Genomic DNA, 17,279 nt, shown 5'->3' on the forward strand with positions numbered 1-17,279 from the left:
AGATATATAAAAAATAATAAAAATACAATACAATTTAAATAAAATGAAACCACAATCGTTATTAATACTCGCTTTTTCAACCCTACTAAACATAAATTGCACTTCTCAACAAAAAGCAGAAATAAACAAAAATACCTCAACATCTGATATTCAAAAATCAAAAATTGAGAAAATAGAATTACAAGAACAAACAAGAGGAACACGAAAGCTTATAACATTCACTTCCAGCTCAAAAGTCGTATCCTTAAATGGAGAGGCTACTATTTTTCCTCTTTCTTCTAATGAATGGAAAAAAATCACTGAACAAGCAAATCAGATAGAATTATCAAAAATATCAACCTTGAAAGCTCCGACTTCTGCCCGATTTTCAGATGGAGCGCTTAGTGCAACGGTTTACATTACTTCCGATGGCCAAACCTACACCTCGTCAAGTTTTGATTCTGGAGTTCCTCCAAAAGAACTGGAAAAACTGTATCAGGTTATTACAAAATGATAATTAATAAAAAACATTAAACCCAGGAGATTGTCCTGGGTTTATTAATATAATAATTGATAATCTGTTTTCTAAAATTTGTATGCAATATTCCATGCAAAGCCCATATTAAATTTTGAAGAGCTTCTTCCAAATCCAGGAACAATCATTGGGGAAATTTCATCTTGCTTGGATGTATATACCAAATAGCGAGGCTGAAGATTCACATCAATATAAAAATTGGATTCAAACAATTGTACTCTACCACCTAAAGTACCCTCCAGCCAGAAAGAGGATTGCGATGATGCAGGAAATGACTCTGAAGAGTTACTCCCTCCAAATCCACGAATAGGAATGGCCATATATTCTTGGTTATAAAATGATCCGGCAACCTTTCCTCCTGCATAGAATCCATTAAACTCATTTTCAGCATCCTTTGCCAGCATATAAAATGCTCCTAATTTAACGAAAGGACCATTTACTTTAGCATCATAGCCATTTTTCTGGTATACATTCTTCTCAAATCCTGCCTCTGCTATTGCGTGAACATTTCCATTTATTTTTGAAGAAATGAATCCTTGATACATCTTTCTGTCCGAAAAGAATCCTAATCCGGTATTCAAAACATCAAGTCCAACCATAAAATTAGGTTCATACTTCCAATGAGCCTTTTTCACTTCTTCCTTTTTTTTATCCTGTGCCCAGCTTATTACTGAAAATAAACTAAAAAGAAAGGTAAAGATTAGTCTTGTCTTCATTCTCTATTTGATTTTGTCCGATTTCCACCTTTTGAACAGGATTCGAAGTTATTAATTCTGAAGTTAAATTTTCATAGTTTTTCTTGGCACCACATCCGGGAGATACATAGATTGACTTCGTAGTATATTTTACTCTTACCTGGGATTCTGCCCCTTTGATTCGAGTTTTAAAATACACATCTGTATAAGGTGAATCATCTACCCTTAAAGGAATTAGTCTAGAATCAACTTTCGCAAGTTTTCCCAGGTCTACCTTCCCTGCACCATAGTCTACTGATACATACAGGGTATCTACTGTCGCTTCCTTTCCAGTTGATAGTGTTCTGAAAGCAACCTTCATTCTGGGAGTTCCTTCCCCACTTTCACAGATGTCATCATCCCCACCGCAGGAAACAAGCATTCCCATCAAGCAGAACATTATGAGAAATTTAAAATACTTCATACTAAAATTTGAATTCAAATTTAATTAAATTATTTTTTAATCAATAATGCAATGTTTTCCACGTGATGAGTTTGTGGAAACATATCTACCGGTAATATTTTTACTAAGGTATAATGATCCTTCATTAGGGCAAGATCTCTTGCCTGTGTAGCAGAGTTACAACTTACATATACTACCTTTTCAGGGGAAAGCTTTAAGATCTGTTCTACAACCTTCTGGTGCATTCCGTCTCTTGGTGGATCGGTAATCAAAACATCTGCTTTTGGATGATTTTCTAAAAACTCATCATTAAAGACATTTTTCATATCTCCACAATAGAAAGTTGTGTTGGTTAAACCATTCAATTCAGCATGTTCGATTGCTGCATCAATTGCTTCCTGCACAGATTCTATTCCGATAACCTGTTTTGCATTTCTGGCAACATACTGAGCAATCGTTCCAGTTCCTGTATATAAATCGTAAACAACTTCATCACCTTTCAGGTCAGCAAATTCCAAGGTTTTTCTATATAACTCCAACGCTTGTTTGTAGTTGGTCTGGAAGAATGATTTTGGTCCTATCTTAAATTTCAACCCGTCCATTTCCTCCATAAGGTAACCTTCTCCGAAATACACATTGATATTTAAATCATAAATAGAATCATTCTGTTTAGGATTAATGGCATATACTAACGTTTTTATCTGTGGGAACTGCTCCAATAAATAATCAAAAAGCTGAGTGCGGTTTTCTTTTTCTTCTCTATAAAGCTGGAATAAAACCATCCATTCTCCTTTAGAGTTTTGTCTCATCATTAAAGTTCTCAGGAAACCTTCCTGGTTTTTCACATCAAAGAAATCTAACCCTTTATTCTCAGCAAATTTTTTAACTGCCAAACGAATTGCATTCGACGGATCTTCCTGAAGGAAGCATTCTTTTAAATCTAAAATCTTGCTCCACATTCCCGGAATATGGAAACCAAGCGCATCTCTGCTTCCGAAGTTTTCTTCAGAACTGATTTCATATTGGGTCAACCATCTTGCATTAGAAAAAGAAAATTCCATTTTATTTCTATAGAAGTATTGTTCTTCAGCACCTAAAATTGGAATAGTTTCAAAATCTTCAATTCCTCCAATTCTTTTAATATTATTGTAAACTTCTTCTTGTTTAAAATCAAGCTGCTTTTCGTAGCTCATATTCTGCCATTTGCAACCACCACAAGTTCCGAAGTGAACACATTTTGGATCAACTCTGAATGGCGATTTCTCAACAATTTCTTTTACTTCAGCCTCAAAATATTTTGACTTTGATTTTTTAACTCTTGCATTTACAACGTCTCCAGGAATCGCACCGGAAACCAGAACAGTTTTCCCTTCTTCAGTTTTTCCGATAGCTACACCTTTTGCTCCTGCTGCAAAAAGTTTTATATTTTCAAGAATTACATCTTTCTTCTTTCTCATATCAATTTCTTTTGACGAAGATAGCTTTCTACTCTATACTTCATCTATTTCTATTTTTTCTAATAAACTTTGAAACCTTTCTGTTCTAATTTCGTTTGCAAAAATACAATAAAAAAAACCTTATCCGAAGATAAGGTTTCTATACTGTGTTAAAGTTTATTATTTTGTTGGAGCCGGCTGCGGATTTGTCTGCTGTTGCATAGACGGATCAACCTGTAATTGCTGTTGCATTTGTATATTCGGATCTACTTTTGGAGCTGAAAGACCGGTTAGTTTATCCAAGATCGTTACCAATTCCGGCTCTCCTAGGTTTACAAGAGATCTACTTGCAATTTTACCATCTTTGTCAATGATTACGAAACAAGGTAACTTGAATCCGTATACGCCATATTTTTTAGCGATATCAGATTCCATTCCTCCTTCTGCATACACATTTACTCCCTGAACTCCTTTTAATAAAGAATTACTAGTTTTTGTAAACTGGTCTTTTGTATCGTCTACATTTACAAATACGAAGTTCATTTTAGATTTGTAGAAATTAACAATCTCTTTCAAAACAGGCACTGCAGCTTCCCCAATGTAAGGGTTCCAAGATGCATAGAAAAATACCATGTATGGTTTTCCTTTGTTTTCAGAAAGTTTATAAGCTTTACCATCTTGTTTTACTAAGGAAGCATCAGGTGCTACTTCACCAATTTTAAGACCGGTAATCGCCATCTGCATTTTCAACAGGTCAGCTTTAATGGTAGCATCTTTAATATCCGTATCAATAATTTTTTTGATTTTGTCAATATTAGCACCAGGAGTTGTTGGGTGAATATCTGACTGAGCCATTACAAATGCTAAAAGATAATCTTTCGCAATCTGCGGCAAATCTTTTTTAGTTTTTAAATACTGAGCAAACATTTCCGAAGTAGTAACTCCAGTTTTTCCTTTGCTGTTTGCTTCTGCATATTTTTGGAAGTCAGGAGTCATTTTTACAAGCAAATATTGTCTGTAAAGCGGAATAGACTTCACCATTGCCTCTTTATTATTATCCAATTGTGCTTCATAATCCTTGAAAGCCTTAGAAGCTTTGTAAGATGGATTTCCAGCCATTGGACCATGTGACATTTCATAATTGGCAAGCAAATTTAGAATAGTTACCTTAACATCATTTTTCTTCCATTCCAAAAGGTTTTTGTTTGGATTATTTTTCTTTGCAAGGTCTTCTACATTTTTATTAATATCTGCTTCTACTTTGTGCATTCCTTTTAAGAATGTACTTTCATCACCAGCCATTAATTGTCCTAAATTAACTTTGTTACCATATTCTGCTAAAAACTTCTGATTACCCTGAAGGAAATCGTTGTTCTTTTTAGCATCCCCGGTAATGATATATTCATTCGGGAAAGTCATTGCATTTCCTGAGATATTAACTTTTTGTCCTCCTTCAAGGTAGATTAGATTCTGCTTGTTTGCATAATTGATCACATACATTCCATCCTTGGGAGCTTCGAAGCTGCCTGAAAAGTTACCATCCTTATCTAAACCTATATTAATTAAAGGCAAGGTTCCTACTCCTGAAGCTTCAACAAACTCAATTCTTTCCAATGGTGAGCTTCCGGTAATTTTTCCTTTTACTTCTACTTTTTTTGAACAAGACATCACGAAAACCGCAATGATAAACAATAAAAGATATTTTTTCATTTTAATTTTTAATATTACACAAAAATACGCTTTTTAGGGCTTCTTAATTCACACTAATTATTTTTTTTAAAATTTTTATTATTACTTATTAAAAGGGACATTTCAATTACTTTATTTGTCATTTTTTTCAGCAAAATGATAATTGAAATATATGTTTTTAATACAATTCAACTACCCTCCAAATATATACTTATTAAATAAAGAAAACCTAAGTTCTGATAATAAGTTAACAAACTTTAACAACTCAACAGCCTACATAAAAAAAACGCCTCCGAAATGAAGGCGTCTTTTTATCTATTTTGAATCAATTCTATCCTTGATCTACAAGAGCAGCCATGTATTCTCTGTTCATTCTTGCGATGTTTTCAAGAGAAATACCTTTAGGGCATTCAATTTCACAAGCACCGGTATTTGAACAGTTACCGAATCCTTCTTCGTCCATAGCTTTCACCATGTTTAGAACTCTTCTCTTAGCTTCTACTCTACCTTGAGGTAATAAAGCATACTGAGAAACCTTAGCTCCAACGAATAACATTGCTGATCCGTTTTTACAAGTAGCCACACAAGCTCCACATCCGATACAAGCAGCAGCATCCATTGCTTTATCTGCATCTTCTTTAGGAACCGGAATTGCGTTAGCATCCAGCGTATTACCAGAAGTATTTACAGAAATAAAACCTCCTGCAGCCATTACTCTGTCGAATGCGCTTCTGTCTACCATTAAGTCTTTAATAACAGGGAAAGCAGCACTTCTCCAAGGTTCAATAACGATAGTTTCACCGTCTTTGAACATTCTCATGTGAAGCTGACAGGTTGTAATACCTGTATCCGGGCCATGTGCTCTACCATTGATGTAAAGAGAACACATTCCGCAGATTCCTTCACGACAGTCGTGGTCAAAAGCAATAGGTTCTTTTCCTTCGTTAATTAAGTTTTCGTTCAGAATGTCTAACATTTCCAAGAATGAAGAATCTGTAGAAACATCTGATATTTTGTAGGTCTCAAACTGACCTTTAGTTTTACTATTCTTTTGTCTCCAAATTTTCAGCGTAAGATGTAAGCCTTTTTTTGCACTCATAATGTTATATTTATAGGTTGGAGATTATTTATAACTTCTAGTTTTAACCTCGATGTTGTCATATATCAGGTCTTCTTTATGCAACACTTCCGCATTGATATCGTTCCCTTGATATTCCCAAGCTCCGACGTATTTGTAGTTTACGTCATCTCTTTCCGCTTCACCATCCGGTGTAGAATGGTCTTCACGGAAGTGCCCACCACACGATTCATTTCTGTGTAGTGCATCGATAGCCATTAATTGTCCTAGTTCAAGGAAGTCTGCCACTCTGAATGCTTTTTCAAGCTCAGTGTTCATTCCGTCTTTTTCACCAGGTACTTTTACATTTTTCCAGAAATCGTTTCTTACTTCTTCGATTTCTTTGATTGCTTCTTTTAGTCCTTCCGGAGTTCTTCCCATACCAACCTTATTCCACATAATGTTTCCTAGTTGCTTGTGGAAGTAATCTACAGAATGAGTTCCTTTATTATTCAGGAAGAAATCAATTTTATCCTGAATTCCTTTTTCAGCTTCGTCAAACGCTCCTGAATTGGTAGGAATAGCTCCTGTTCTGATATCCGCAGAAAGGTAATCTGCAATAGTGTAAGGAAGTACGAAATATCCGTCTGCAAGACCCTGCATCAATGCAGAAGCTCCCAATCTGTTTGCACCGTGATCAGAGAAGTTAGCTTCACCGATTACGAAACATCCCGGGATTGTAGACTGTAGGTTATAATCAACCCATACACCACCCATTGTATAGTGAACTGCAGGATAGATCTTCATTGGAGTTTTGTAAGGATCATCAGCAGTAATTTTTTCGTACATTACGAATAAGTTACCGTATTTCTCCTCAACCCAGCTCTTACCAAGATCGTAGATCTGCTGATCTGTAGGGTTATGAACATGTTTTTCGATAGCGGCTTCTTTACCTTTTTTCATGATTTCTGTAGAGAAATCAAGGTAAACACCTTCATGAGTATCGTTATTTTCAATTCCGAATCCGGCATCACATCTTTCCTTAGCAGCTCTAGAAGCAACGTCTCTAGGTACAAGGTTACCAAATGCAGGGTATCTTCTCTCTAAATAATAATCTCTATCTTCTTCTTTAATGTTTTCAGGTCTTAATTTACCTTCTCTGATCGCTACTGAATCTTCAATTTTCTTAGGAACCCAGATTCTTCCAGAGTTTCTTAATGATTCAGACATCAGAGTCAGTTTAGACTGCTGTGTTCCGTGAACAGGGATACAAGTCGGGTGAATCTGTACGTAGCAAGGATTTGCGAAGTAAGCTCCTTTTTTGTGAATTTTCCAAGCTGCAGAAACGTTTGATCCCATAGCGTTGGTTGAAAGGAAATATACGTTTCCGTATCCTCCAGAAGCAATAACTACAGCGTGAGCAGAATGTCTTTCAATTTCACCTGTCACCAAGTTTCTTGCGATAATTCCTCTTGCTTTTCCGTCAACAATTACAAGATCTAGCATTTCATGACGGTTGTACATCTTGATTCTACCTTTACCGATCTGACGGCTCATTGCCGAATATGCTCCTAATAATAATTGCTGTCCTGTTTGTCCTTTTGCGTAGAACGTTCTTTTTACCTGAACCCCACCAAATGAACGGTTATCTAACTGACCGCCGTAATCTCTTCCGAAAGGAACCCCTTGGGAAACACACTGGTCAATAATATTAGCAGAAACTTCTGCTAATCTGTAAACGTTAGCCTCTCTTGCTCTATAGTCACCACCCTTGATAGTATCGTAGAACAATCTGTAGGTAGAGTCACCATCTCCTTGGTAATTCTTAGCTGCGTTAATACCCCCTTGAGCAGCAATAGAGTGTGCTCTTCTTGGAGAATCCTGATAGCAGAATGCTTTTACATTATATCCTTGCTCAGCTAAGGTAGCTGCAGCAGAACCTCCTGCCAAACCTGTACCTACAACAATAATATCAATCTTATCTCTGTTGTTTGGGGCAACAAGGTTCATATGGTCTTTATGATTTTTCCATTTATCCTTTAGAGGACCCGCTGGAATTCTTGAATCTAACTTACTCATACTAGTATATTGATATTATTGAGTTACAAAATGAAAAACTGCAACGATGATAAATCCTGCAGGAATAAGGATTGAATACCATTTCCCAAAAGCCTTAATTACCGGCGTATACTTTGGATGTCTTGCTCCAATTGACTGGAATGAAGACTGGAATCCGTGAGCCAGGTGTAATCCCAATAATACAAAAGAGATCACATATAAAGCCACTCTCCAAAGATCAGCAAACTTCTCATGAAGTTCCGGCCAGAAACGTTCTGCATCAGGAGCTGTACCATCAACATACTTGTAAGTGATTTCGTGTAGCCAGAAATCATATAAGTGAAGCGCCAAGAAAGCCAGCACAACAGCTCCAGAAATAATCATATTTCTAGACATCCATGAAGAATTCACAGAAGCGTTGTTGGATGCATACTTTACCGGACGTGCTTTATTATTCTTGATCTCCAGTACAAACCCCATCGCAAAATGGAAAATTACTGCAAAACCAAGAATAGGCTGCATTAAGAACTGCACAAAAGGATTATAGCCCATGAAGTCAGATGCTGTATTGAAAGCATCCCTGTTCAGGACTGATAACAAATTGGTTGTCAAATGCAGTATAAGAAAAATCAGCAAAAACATAGCTGATAATGCCATAGCGTATTTTCTACCTATCGTAGAACTCGTTAAACCTGCCATATAAGTTTAAATTTGAATTTCCCACAAAATTAAGAAATGTTAACAATATCGAAAAGTGAGAAATCTCACAATTAGGCAGTTTGTAATCTTTCTAAATAAGATCGTTGCATATTATAAAATAAAGGAAAATTAAAAAAAGAGAAAACCTTATTTTATTTCGTAGATGTGATCTCTGAAAACTATTTTTTGAGCCGAAGGAGGGATTATTTTTATTTCAAAATCATCTATTCTTCGTGAGGAACAATAAGGAGCAACAATAAATCGTGAAACCTTTTCCTGGTCTGCTATATCCGGAATCCAAAAACAGGCTTTACTTCCCTTTTTTAGGGAAACAATTTTACTTTTATTAAAGGTATGCAGCAGTATTTCTTCTTTTTGATTTTCAAAAATATCAGATCCCATCCTTATCATGAAAAAGAGTAAACAAGCCATTGTCAATTTCATGCTATTTTTGAAGTTAAATTTTAAAATCGTTGGTCTTAGCAAATATACAATCACTAATAGAGCCAATACTTCGATCAGATTCATCGGAATATTTTTAATAAATAATAAATCAACCTCCGCAAACCAGTGAATGACCTTCAATAAAATCTGAATAACAAAGTCGTACACTTTATCAATAAATATAAAATTAATTCCAAGAGCAATAAGAGTTGTCATTAGGAATGAAAAGACAATAATTATTTCCGAAAAAGGAACTATGATAAAATTAGCAATGATCGAAATAAGGGAAAACTGATGAAAATAATACAAAACCAAAGGAAGAGTGGCTAACTGTGCAGAAAGAGAGATTGTAATAGTATTAAAAATCAATTTCTTAAAATAATGATCTTGCTTTGGGAAATATTTTAGTAAAGGTTGGTTTAGCCAGAATATCCCCAGCACCGCAGCAAAGCTAAGTTGAAATCCAACGTCAAAAAGCTGCTGGGTATCCAAAATCAGAATAACAAATGCTGATAGTGCTAATGAGTGAAGTAAATCCGGTTTTCTCTGAAGCAATACGAAGATAAAATAAACACTCAGCATGATGCAGGACCTCAACACTGAATTCCCAAAACCAATAAAAGCTGCAAATAACCAGATAAACCCCAAGCTTGAAATAATGGCATATTTTCTGAACTGTAAAGGAGTAAAGCGAACGATCAAAAAGTAAAAGATCCCGAAGATCACAACGATATGAGTTCCTGAAATTGTCAGAAAATGCACCAATCCTGATCTGTTGAAATCCTGTACTGTATTTGCATCCATCTCCGTTCTGTCCGCAAGAATAATTCCTTTTAAAAACGCTCTGGTTTTTCCGGATATTCCTGCTTTATCAATTTTCTTTAAAACACTGAGCCTATGCTGCTTTATACGATCTGTAAAGCTCATATCCTTTCTTTCTACAGAAAGTATTTCCTTTGAAAAATAGATCTGATATTCAATCTCTTTCCTTTTCAAATAACGGGCATAGTTAAACTGAAAATCATATTGTGGAGGCTTGGGTTTTGTGATATAGGCTTCTGATTTATAATAATGTGCAAAGTCCAGTTCCTTACTATCTTTTGAAAGATAAAGCACAGCGCTAAAACTCATAGATCCTGCCTGTACTTCCCCTTCATATTTTCGATATTTTTCTGTAGAATTTAATTTTTGGGAAATTTTAAAAGTAACAGTTTCTTTCTTTTTTACAGGCACTTCCACTGGTGTGGAAAAAGTATTAGAAAAATGAATTATGATGCCTATTCCAAAAAATAGCAACCCTAGCAAAATAGCTCTGACCTTATGTAAAAAATAAGATTGAAAAAATATTGAGATTAAGATACTGAGACTAATGAAACCTACTCCATACACTGCATTTTTCTCCAACAAGATTTTGTCCTGAAAAAAGATTCCAAGGATAAAGCATATGACTAAAATAAGGAGAGGTTGTCTATTCAAATTTAATTAATTATAACTCCAAAATAGGAAATTAATTAATTGAATATAGGCTCTATGATTACTAAATAAACGGATCAGTTCTTATTAAACAGAGCAATAGAACGCTTATTTTTTTGCATAAAAAAATAAGGTTTACAATAAAAAATTCAAATTTATTTAGTTTTCAAAAATTTATTGGTCAATTGCTTAGTTTCTTTAATGTAAAACCATGGATCGCTACCATAATCTTCATAGGTGAAATTTCCAGCTTTCTTAGGAATAGCAGGTTCTATTTGTGTTCCTTCATGCCATTCATTAAATGAAGTAATCCCAATAAACTCCGGATTTACTTTTATAGCAGCATCAAACATCTTTTCATAGTACTTACCATTATACCTGCTTTTGAAATTGGCTTCATTCCACGGTCTTATTCTCGTATCAGAGTATCCAGGACCTACACAAGGTATAAAAATAAGATGATGCTCTTTTGCATAGGTGGAAAGGAAATCCCAATTAGAAGTAGTGCTGCCAAAAACAAATCCTTCGCTGGCAAAATAGGTATAAAAACCATCGAAACCTGCCTTATCGAAAAAAGCAGAATCGTTTTTCTCTACCCATAATCCAATGTAAAGAGCGTCTAGTTCTGTATTTCGAACTGTTTTGCCTCCATCTTTGGACAAGAGTTTCGACCATTCTTCCGGAGTAATTTTATAACTGTCATATACGTAGTACAGAGGCTTTCCATCCTTTTTGTAAAAAGCGGGGTGTTTAGAATAAGTCTTTACAAGATAAGAAAGCTGATCCCGAAGCTCCGTAATATTTTTATAAAATGGCTCTATATGAAAAGCTATTTTTAAATTGAAACGATCTGCAATATCCAGATAGTTTTTCACACTTTTATCCGTAAAGGAATCTTTACCTAACCAACTTAAAATAACCACACCAACTCCAGCTTCCTTCATCATCTTCATGTGTTTTTTAATGATTTTCACATCGCTGGAGCTATAGTTGCCTAAAGCCGGATAAAAATTAGCACCAATATCATCGCCTCCTTTATAATGACCAAGATTATTCCACTTGGGATTACTCCAATGCGGGATTATTTCATGGTTCCAATGCTGTAAACTACCATCCGTCAACTGGTTTCCGTACCAGCCATAATAGAAGATCTGAACCTTATCTCTTGGGTTGTTCTGCTGTGCAAAACTATTGGAGAAAAAAAACGTACAAACAATGAATAACAAAAGATTTTTAAAACAATTCATTTTTAACAAAGTAATTTAAGTTCTCACAAAAGATATTTTAAACGCTCAAGATCACCTCAGCAGCATGATCACTTGCTCCCTTACCTCCAAGCTTTTCTCTTAAAAGGCTATAGTCATTCAGGACCTGATCTCTTTTTGCTCCGTCTAAGATTTTATTAAGCTCATCCACAAGGTTTTTGGTATTCAAATCATTTTGAATCAACTCCTTTACCACCTCTCTGTCCATAATCAGATTAACCAAAGAAATGTAATTGATATTTTTTACCAATCTTTTGGCAATAGCATAGGAGATTTTACTTCCACGATAGCAAACCACTTCAGGAATATTCAGTAAAGCGGTCTCCAAAGTGGCAGTTCCGGAAGTAACCAGAGCTGCTTTTGAGCACCTCAACAAATCGTATGTTTTATTGGAAACAAAGTGAACACTATCATCCACATATTTTTGGTAAAATTCTTTGGAAAGACTTGGCGCACCGGCAATCACAAACTGATAATTTTTAAAATACGGTCTTACGGAAAGCATTATTTCAAGCATTTTCTCAACTTCCTGTTTTCTGGAACCTGGTAAAAGTGCGATAATTTCTTTTTCGTTAAGTCCGTGTTCTTCCTTAAATTTTTCAATACTGATTTCCTTTAAGTCAGAAATGGCATCCAATAAAGGATGGCCTACGAAATGGGAATGCACTCCATGTTTTCTATAAAAATCTTCTTCGAATGGAAGAATGACCATCATTTCATCTACATATTTCTTGATAATTTCTACCCTGCCCTCTTTCCATGCCCAAAGCTGTGGAGAAATATAATAAATCACCTTAATCCCGAGCTCTTTGGCAAATCTGGCAATTCTTAAATTAAAACCAGGATAATCTACCAGAATCAAAACATCAGGTTTGTTTTGAGTAATATCTTCTTTACAAAATTTAATATTATTCAAAATGGTTCTTAGATTCATCACCACTTCCAAAAATCCCATAAAAGCAAGATCACGGTAATGCTTCACCAACGTTCCGCCCTGAGCTGCCATAAGGTCTCCACCCCAAAATCTAAATTCTGCATTTGGATCCTTGTGTTTTAAGGCTTTCATTAAATTACTTCCATGCAAATCACCAGAAGCTTCTCCTGCAATAATGTAATATTTCATTTCCTCCGAAATCTTTGTTGTTTGTTTTTAATGACCATCAGAAACATCCCAATACTTTCATTGTTGGATCATGGGTGGTCTCTATGGTAAGGATAGAGAACAAATTAAAATATATATTGATCTTAATTCGTAAATTTGTTCAAAGATAATGATAAAAATGTCAGAAGAATTTGAAATCCGAAATAAAGTTGCTGAGAGTGGCCTTGTAAATTTTGATCTTTCTACTCTACTTCCAAAGGGTGAAAGAAAAGGTATTGACCTTAAAGATTTTCTTTTTCAGGAAATGATCCTGAAGGAGAAAGATTTCCGTGAAAAGGTAGAAGCCATCAATGTTGAAGAATACAGTGACTGTTATGTATACATCTATAATTCTGTGGACACCATTATTCCGCTTTGGGCTTATTTTGTACTAACAGCAAAGATTACTGATGTTACCAAAAAAATAGTTTTCGGAAACCGCGAAGATCTTGAAGTTCTTTTGATGCACAATGCCATCCAGACTTATGATTTTGAAGATATGAGAGGAAAAAGAGTCTTGGTAAAAGGCTGTTCGGATAAAGAAATTCCTGAAAATGCTTATATAGAGCTGGTAGAGCAGCTAAAACCTCTTGTAAAATCTCTGATGTTTGGAGAGGCCTGCTCCAATGTTCCAATTGTAAAGAACTAAGAATGAAGAGAGATCTATCTGCTATAGTCTTATTTTTTATTTTTTTAGTCATTTATTATATCGGGAGTTTTACAAGAATTCCCTTTGCTGATTGTGTAGGATTTGTTCTTTCTGTAGAAAATGGTGAGTTTGAAACCACAGCTACAGCTACCAGTCATTTTTTATATACCAACACCGCTATTTTAATTAAAAACCTGACAGGTCTTAATGCGATTGAAGCCAGTCGGTTCCTTGTTGTTACTTCAGGCGCAGCAACGGTTTCTGTTATTTATCTTACTGTAAAAAGCATTGCAAAGACCGAATGGGCAGCCATTACAGCGGCTATTGTCTTTGGTTTCAGTTTTTCCTTTTGGAGGAATGCTGAAATTGTGGAAGTATACACCTATAATTCTTTATGGGTAAGTCTTTTTTTCTATTCCATGACAAAAGTCTTTAGTGAAAAGAAAAACGCACATATTATACTAAGCAGTTTGTTCCTGGGGATTAGTCTCTGGGTGCACATCCAGAACATTTTGATGATTCCTGCTTTGCTTCTTTTTTTATTTTATTTCAAAGAAGAAAAAAAGTACATGTATTCATCGCTTGCTCTTTTTATCGTATTATTTTCATCCTTGTTTATTCTGAATATTGCTCAGGGATTGCCTTTTAAATCCCCCTACTCTTCAGATCAGGGAACGTGGGTTCAGGATTCATTGAAACAGACCCCGGTACAATTGATAAAAGACTTTCTTTTATCTTTTTTCTACCTCATTTATAACTTCAATATTTTTATATTCTTCGGAGCTGCAGGAATCGCTTTGCTATATCGATTAAACAAGGAAATGTTTTATGTATTCTTTATTGCTGCCGTATTGGTATATGGTTTTTCCACATTCTATATTGTTTCAGACAATTATGTATTCTTTATCCCTTTCAATATTATTTTTGCGCTTTCCATAGGATATGGGTTGTCTTCAGCAAAATACGCTTCATTCAAAAAAGTTTCATGGATTTGCCTGTTTATTCCTTTAGGATATGTTATCTGCTACAACATTGCGCTCTCTACAGAAAAAGGAAAGGAAGCTCATGCATTTAAAAAATATAAGGGAGGCCTGAACTATTACTTGCTTCCATGGATGAACAACAATGCAGGTATCCTTGAATTTACCATTGATAAGAAAACAGCTCCTGAACCTATCCATTGGATGACATTCAGTGCCTTGGAATATATAAAGGTCTTAAAAAGCAAAGGTTATACTGAAGAGCAGATCCGAAAACTTTAACAATAATTATGAATCCAAAATATTTTGGGAGGCATATTTTTTGATAACTTTGGTTCAGTTAATACTTTAAACAAACACAAACAATGAGCTTAATTGACCTACTTACAGGGAACACTAGCAGCCAGGTTGCAGAACAGGCTGAAAACAAATTCGGAATCAATAGAAATCAAGTAATTGCTCTATTGGCCGTTGCTACCCCTCTTATCATTTCTTATCTTAGAAATAAATCACAAGATGCAAAAGAAGCAGAAGCTTTAAACAATGCACTTGATAAAGACCATAATGGAAGCATCTTAAATGATCCTTCACAAATTGAAGCAAGACAAGCAGAAGGCGGATCTATCCTTGACCATATTTTTGGCGGACAAAAAAGTACTGTAGAAAACCAGTTATCACAAAACACTGGAATTTCAATAGATAAAATCGGACCTATCCTTGCCATGTTAGCACCAGTAGTAATGGGATATATTGGCCAACAAAAGCAACAAAGCAATGTTGGTGCAGGAGGTTTAGGAGATCTTTTAGGAGGAATCCTTGGAAATGCTTCCAGCCAGGCTCAAACTCAACAATCCAATCCTTTAAATGACATTCTTGGAAGTGTTCTGGGTGGTGGACAATCTCAATCATCAGGCAACCCTTTGAATGATATATTAGGAAGCGTACTTGGTGGTGGAAATCAGCAGCAACAAGGCGGATTAGGAGGTATCCTTGGAAATATTTTTGGAAAATAATTAATTTAATTTTTAATAAAAAAAGACCGAAGAGATACTCTTTGGTCTTTTTTATTGATCTTACTTTTTAGACTTTTCTTCTACTGCTACAACAGATTTTGAAGTCTTTTTAGGTCTTCTTTTTCCATAACTTCCGGAATTAATCTTACCTCTTCTAGATTTTTTGTCTCCTTTTCCCATAGTAATAAATATTTGTTGTTACTACGAATTTAGGAAACATCATTTTAAAACACAACGAATTAAGTTGTTAAAATTTTATAAAATAAGTGAAAATTTGTTTATAATCATCTTTCCCTTAATCTCTTTTAGACCTTTACTGTTTTCCACTTTCCTCTTTTAAATAAAATAAAAGCTACGATGGTAATCACAGTCTCTGCTGCCGGAATTGAAATAAAAACTCCTTTTGGCCCCATTTCCATATATTTTGAAAGAAAATAAGCCAAGGGAATCTGAAACAGCCAAAACCCAAAAAGATTGACCCACGTTGGCGTCCAGGTATCCCCTGCACCATTGAAGGCATTGATCATCACCATTCCAACTCCATAAAAAACAAAACCAACACTCATAATATGAAGCGCATTCTTAGCAAAGTCCTTAATCTCTAATTCTTTAGTAAAAAAGCTAACTAAAATATTCCCAAAAAAAATAAATATCAAACTTACAACCAGCATGAAAACCACATTATACTTTACGGTCTTCATCACAGATTGTTCTGCCCTTAGCATTTCATTGGCCCCCATATTCTGTCCTACTAATGTAGAAGCAGCATTACTTAATCCCCATGCAGGAAGTATAAAGAACATCATTAATCTTAATGCAGTCTGATAACCCGCAGAGGCATTTTCCCCTCCTGTAGTTGCCACAAGTTCAGCAAGAAAAATCCAGCTGCATGAAGCAATCACAAACTGAAAAATTCCGGGAGTTGCAATTTTTATGATAGATCCAATCAAATCATACTTGGGTTTAAAATAATCCAGCTTAATACGAATCTGGGTATCTGCCACTAAAAGATGGTACAGTTGATAAATTACCCCTATGCTTCTCCCTATTGTTGTTGCCAATGCTGCACCCGTAAGTCCCAAAGCAGGAATAGGCCCCAATCCTTTTATCAAAACAGGACAAAGGATAATATTCGCAATATTGGCGATCCATAAACTTTTCATGGCAATCATCGCATTTCCTGCCCCTCTAAAAATACCATTGATGAGAAATAAAAGCATTATAATTGTACTGCTACCCATCATAATCCTTGTAAAGTCTTTTCCATAGGCTGCAGCTTCAGGCTTCGATCCCATAAGAATCAGGATTTCCTCGGCATAGATCACCCCGAATAAACTTAAAACAAAAGTTACAGCAAATGACACCATCAAAACCTGTGCTGCACTTCTGGATGCCTGTTCCGGATTTTTCTCACCAATTCTCCTTGCCACCAAAGCAGTTGCAGCCATACTCATCCCAATAGCAATGGAATACATAATGGAAAGTACAGATTCTGTAAGTCCCACCGTCTGAATAGCAAAACCACTCTCTTTCAAGTGTCCTACAAAGTAGAGATCAACCAAGGCAAATACTGATTCCATAGCCATTTCCAGCATCATCGGGATCGCTAAGAGAAGAACGGCGCTTCTAATATTAACCTTTGTAAAATCGGTTTCTTCTCCACTAAAGGCTTTTTTCAAAAAGTCAATATATTTTGTCATTTGTCAATCAATAATTTATATAAA

Annotated in this window: 16 protein-coding genes; 4 read left to right on the forward strand and 12 right to left on the reverse strand. The window is 35.3% G+C overall.

The features are described from left to right. The first annotated feature begins 43 nt into the window (after positions 1–43). Positions 44–493 (forward strand): hypothetical protein, encoded by a 450-nt coding sequence (locus EG359_RS12050; RefSeq protein WP_076355004.1) that lies wholly within the window; start codon positions 44–46, stop codon positions 491–493. 71 nt (positions 494–564) lie between these two features. Here EG359_RS12050 and EG359_RS12055 read toward each other — a convergent pair whose 3' ends face one another. From EG359_RS12055 to lpxB, 10 genes are all read right to left on the reverse strand, one after another. After that, on the reverse strand, positions 565–1,230 hold the full coding sequence (locus tag EG359_RS12055) for a DUF6048 family protein (RefSeq protein WP_076355006.1): 666 nt from the start codon (positions 1,228–1,230) through the stop codon (positions 565–567). Next, positions 1,196–1,672, reverse strand: coding sequence for a DUF6452 family protein (locus tag EG359_RS12060; protein WP_076355008.1), 477 nt, complete (start codon positions 1,670–1,672; stop codon positions 1,196–1,198). The genes EG359_RS12055 and EG359_RS12060 overlap by 35 nt, the downstream gene beginning before the upstream one ends. Positions 1,673–1,701: 29 nt before the next feature. Continuing rightward, positions 1,702–3,108: a 23S rRNA (uracil(1939)-C(5))-methyltransferase RlmD gene (rlmD, locus tag EG359_RS12065; RefSeq protein WP_076355010.1), complete on the reverse strand. Its 1,407-nt coding sequence runs from the start codon at positions 3,106–3,108 to the stop codon at positions 1,702–1,704. 159 nt (positions 3,109–3,267) lie between these two features. Further along, the gene (locus EG359_RS12070) at positions 3,268–4,797 is read right to left on the reverse strand and encodes a TlpA family protein disulfide reductase (RefSeq protein ID WP_076355012.1); all 1,530 of its coding nucleotides are present in this window, start codon (positions 4,795–4,797) and stop codon (positions 3,268–3,270) included. 310 nt (positions 4,798–5,107) lie between these two features. Beyond that, on the reverse strand, positions 5,108–5,875 hold the full coding sequence (locus tag EG359_RS12075; RefSeq protein WP_065395283.1) for a succinate dehydrogenase/fumarate reductase iron-sulfur subunit: 768 nt from the start codon (positions 5,873–5,875) through the stop codon (positions 5,108–5,110). Between the two features lie 24 nt (positions 5,876–5,899). Further along, the gene (locus EG359_RS12080) at positions 5,900–7,912 is read right to left on the reverse strand and encodes a fumarate reductase/succinate dehydrogenase flavoprotein subunit (RefSeq protein WP_076355014.1); all 2,013 of its coding nucleotides are present in this window, start codon (positions 7,910–7,912) and stop codon (positions 5,900–5,902) included. A 15-nt stretch (positions 7,913–7,927) separates the two neighbouring features. Further along, the gene (locus EG359_RS12085) at positions 7,928–8,590 is read right to left on the reverse strand and encodes a succinate dehydrogenase cytochrome b subunit (protein ID WP_076355016.1); all 663 of its coding nucleotides are present in this window, start codon (positions 8,588–8,590) and stop codon (positions 7,928–7,930) included. A 147-nt stretch (positions 8,591–8,737) separates the two neighbouring features. Further along, on the reverse strand, positions 8,738–10,510 hold the full coding sequence (locus tag EG359_RS12090; protein ID WP_076355018.1) for a ComEC/Rec2 family competence protein: 1,773 nt from the start codon (positions 10,508–10,510) through the stop codon (positions 8,738–8,740). Between the two features lie 152 nt (positions 10,511–10,662). Beyond that, positions 10,663–11,754: a glycoside hydrolase family 99 protein gene (locus tag EG359_RS12095; RefSeq protein ID WP_076355020.1), complete on the reverse strand. Its 1,092-nt coding sequence runs from the start codon at positions 11,752–11,754 to the stop codon at positions 10,663–10,665. Between the two features lie 37 nt (positions 11,755–11,791). After that, entirely contained in the window at positions 11,792–12,895 is a 1,104-nt protein-coding gene (gene lpxB, locus EG359_RS12100) for a lipid-A-disaccharide synthase (protein ID WP_076355022.1), read from the reverse strand. A 157-nt stretch (positions 12,896–13,052) separates the two neighbouring features. On the opposite strand from lpxB, the gene EG359_RS12105 reads away from it, so the two are divergent. The 3 genes from EG359_RS12105 (at position 13,053) to EG359_RS12115 (ending at position 15,555) form a co-directional block, all read left to right on the forward strand. Further along, complete coding sequence (locus EG359_RS12105; protein ID WP_076355024.1) at positions 13,053–13,562, forward strand: DUF2480 family protein; 510 nt, start codon at positions 13,053–13,055, stop codon at positions 13,560–13,562. Between the two features lie 2 nt (positions 13,563–13,564). Continuing rightward, positions 13,565–14,824: a protein O-mannosyl-transferase family gene (locus tag EG359_RS12110; RefSeq protein WP_076355026.1), complete on the forward strand. Its 1,260-nt coding sequence runs from the start codon at positions 13,565–13,567 to the stop codon at positions 14,822–14,824. Positions 14,825–14,907: 83 nt separating this feature from the next. Continuing rightward, on the forward strand, positions 14,908–15,555 hold the full coding sequence (locus tag EG359_RS12115) for a DUF937 domain-containing protein (RefSeq protein WP_076355028.1): 648 nt from the start codon (positions 14,908–14,910) through the stop codon (positions 15,553–15,555). A 60-nt stretch (positions 15,556–15,615) separates the two neighbouring features. On the opposite strand, the gene EG359_RS12120 is transcribed toward EG359_RS12115, so the two are convergent. Then, complete coding sequence (locus EG359_RS12120; RefSeq protein WP_076355030.1) at positions 15,616–15,735, reverse strand: 30S ribosomal protein THX; 120 nt, start codon at positions 15,733–15,735, stop codon at positions 15,616–15,618. Positions 15,736–15,860: 125 nt separating this feature from the next. Further along, positions 15,861–17,255: an MATE family efflux transporter gene (locus EG359_RS12125; protein WP_076355032.1), complete on the reverse strand. Its 1,395-nt coding sequence runs from the start codon at positions 17,253–17,255 to the stop codon at positions 15,861–15,863. Between the last annotated feature and the right edge of the window lie 24 nt (positions 17,256–17,279).

It is taken from the genome of Chryseobacterium joostei, assembly GCF_003815775.1.
GTDB lineage: Bacteria > Bacteroidota > Bacteroidia > Flavobacteriales > Weeksellaceae > Chryseobacterium > Chryseobacterium joostei.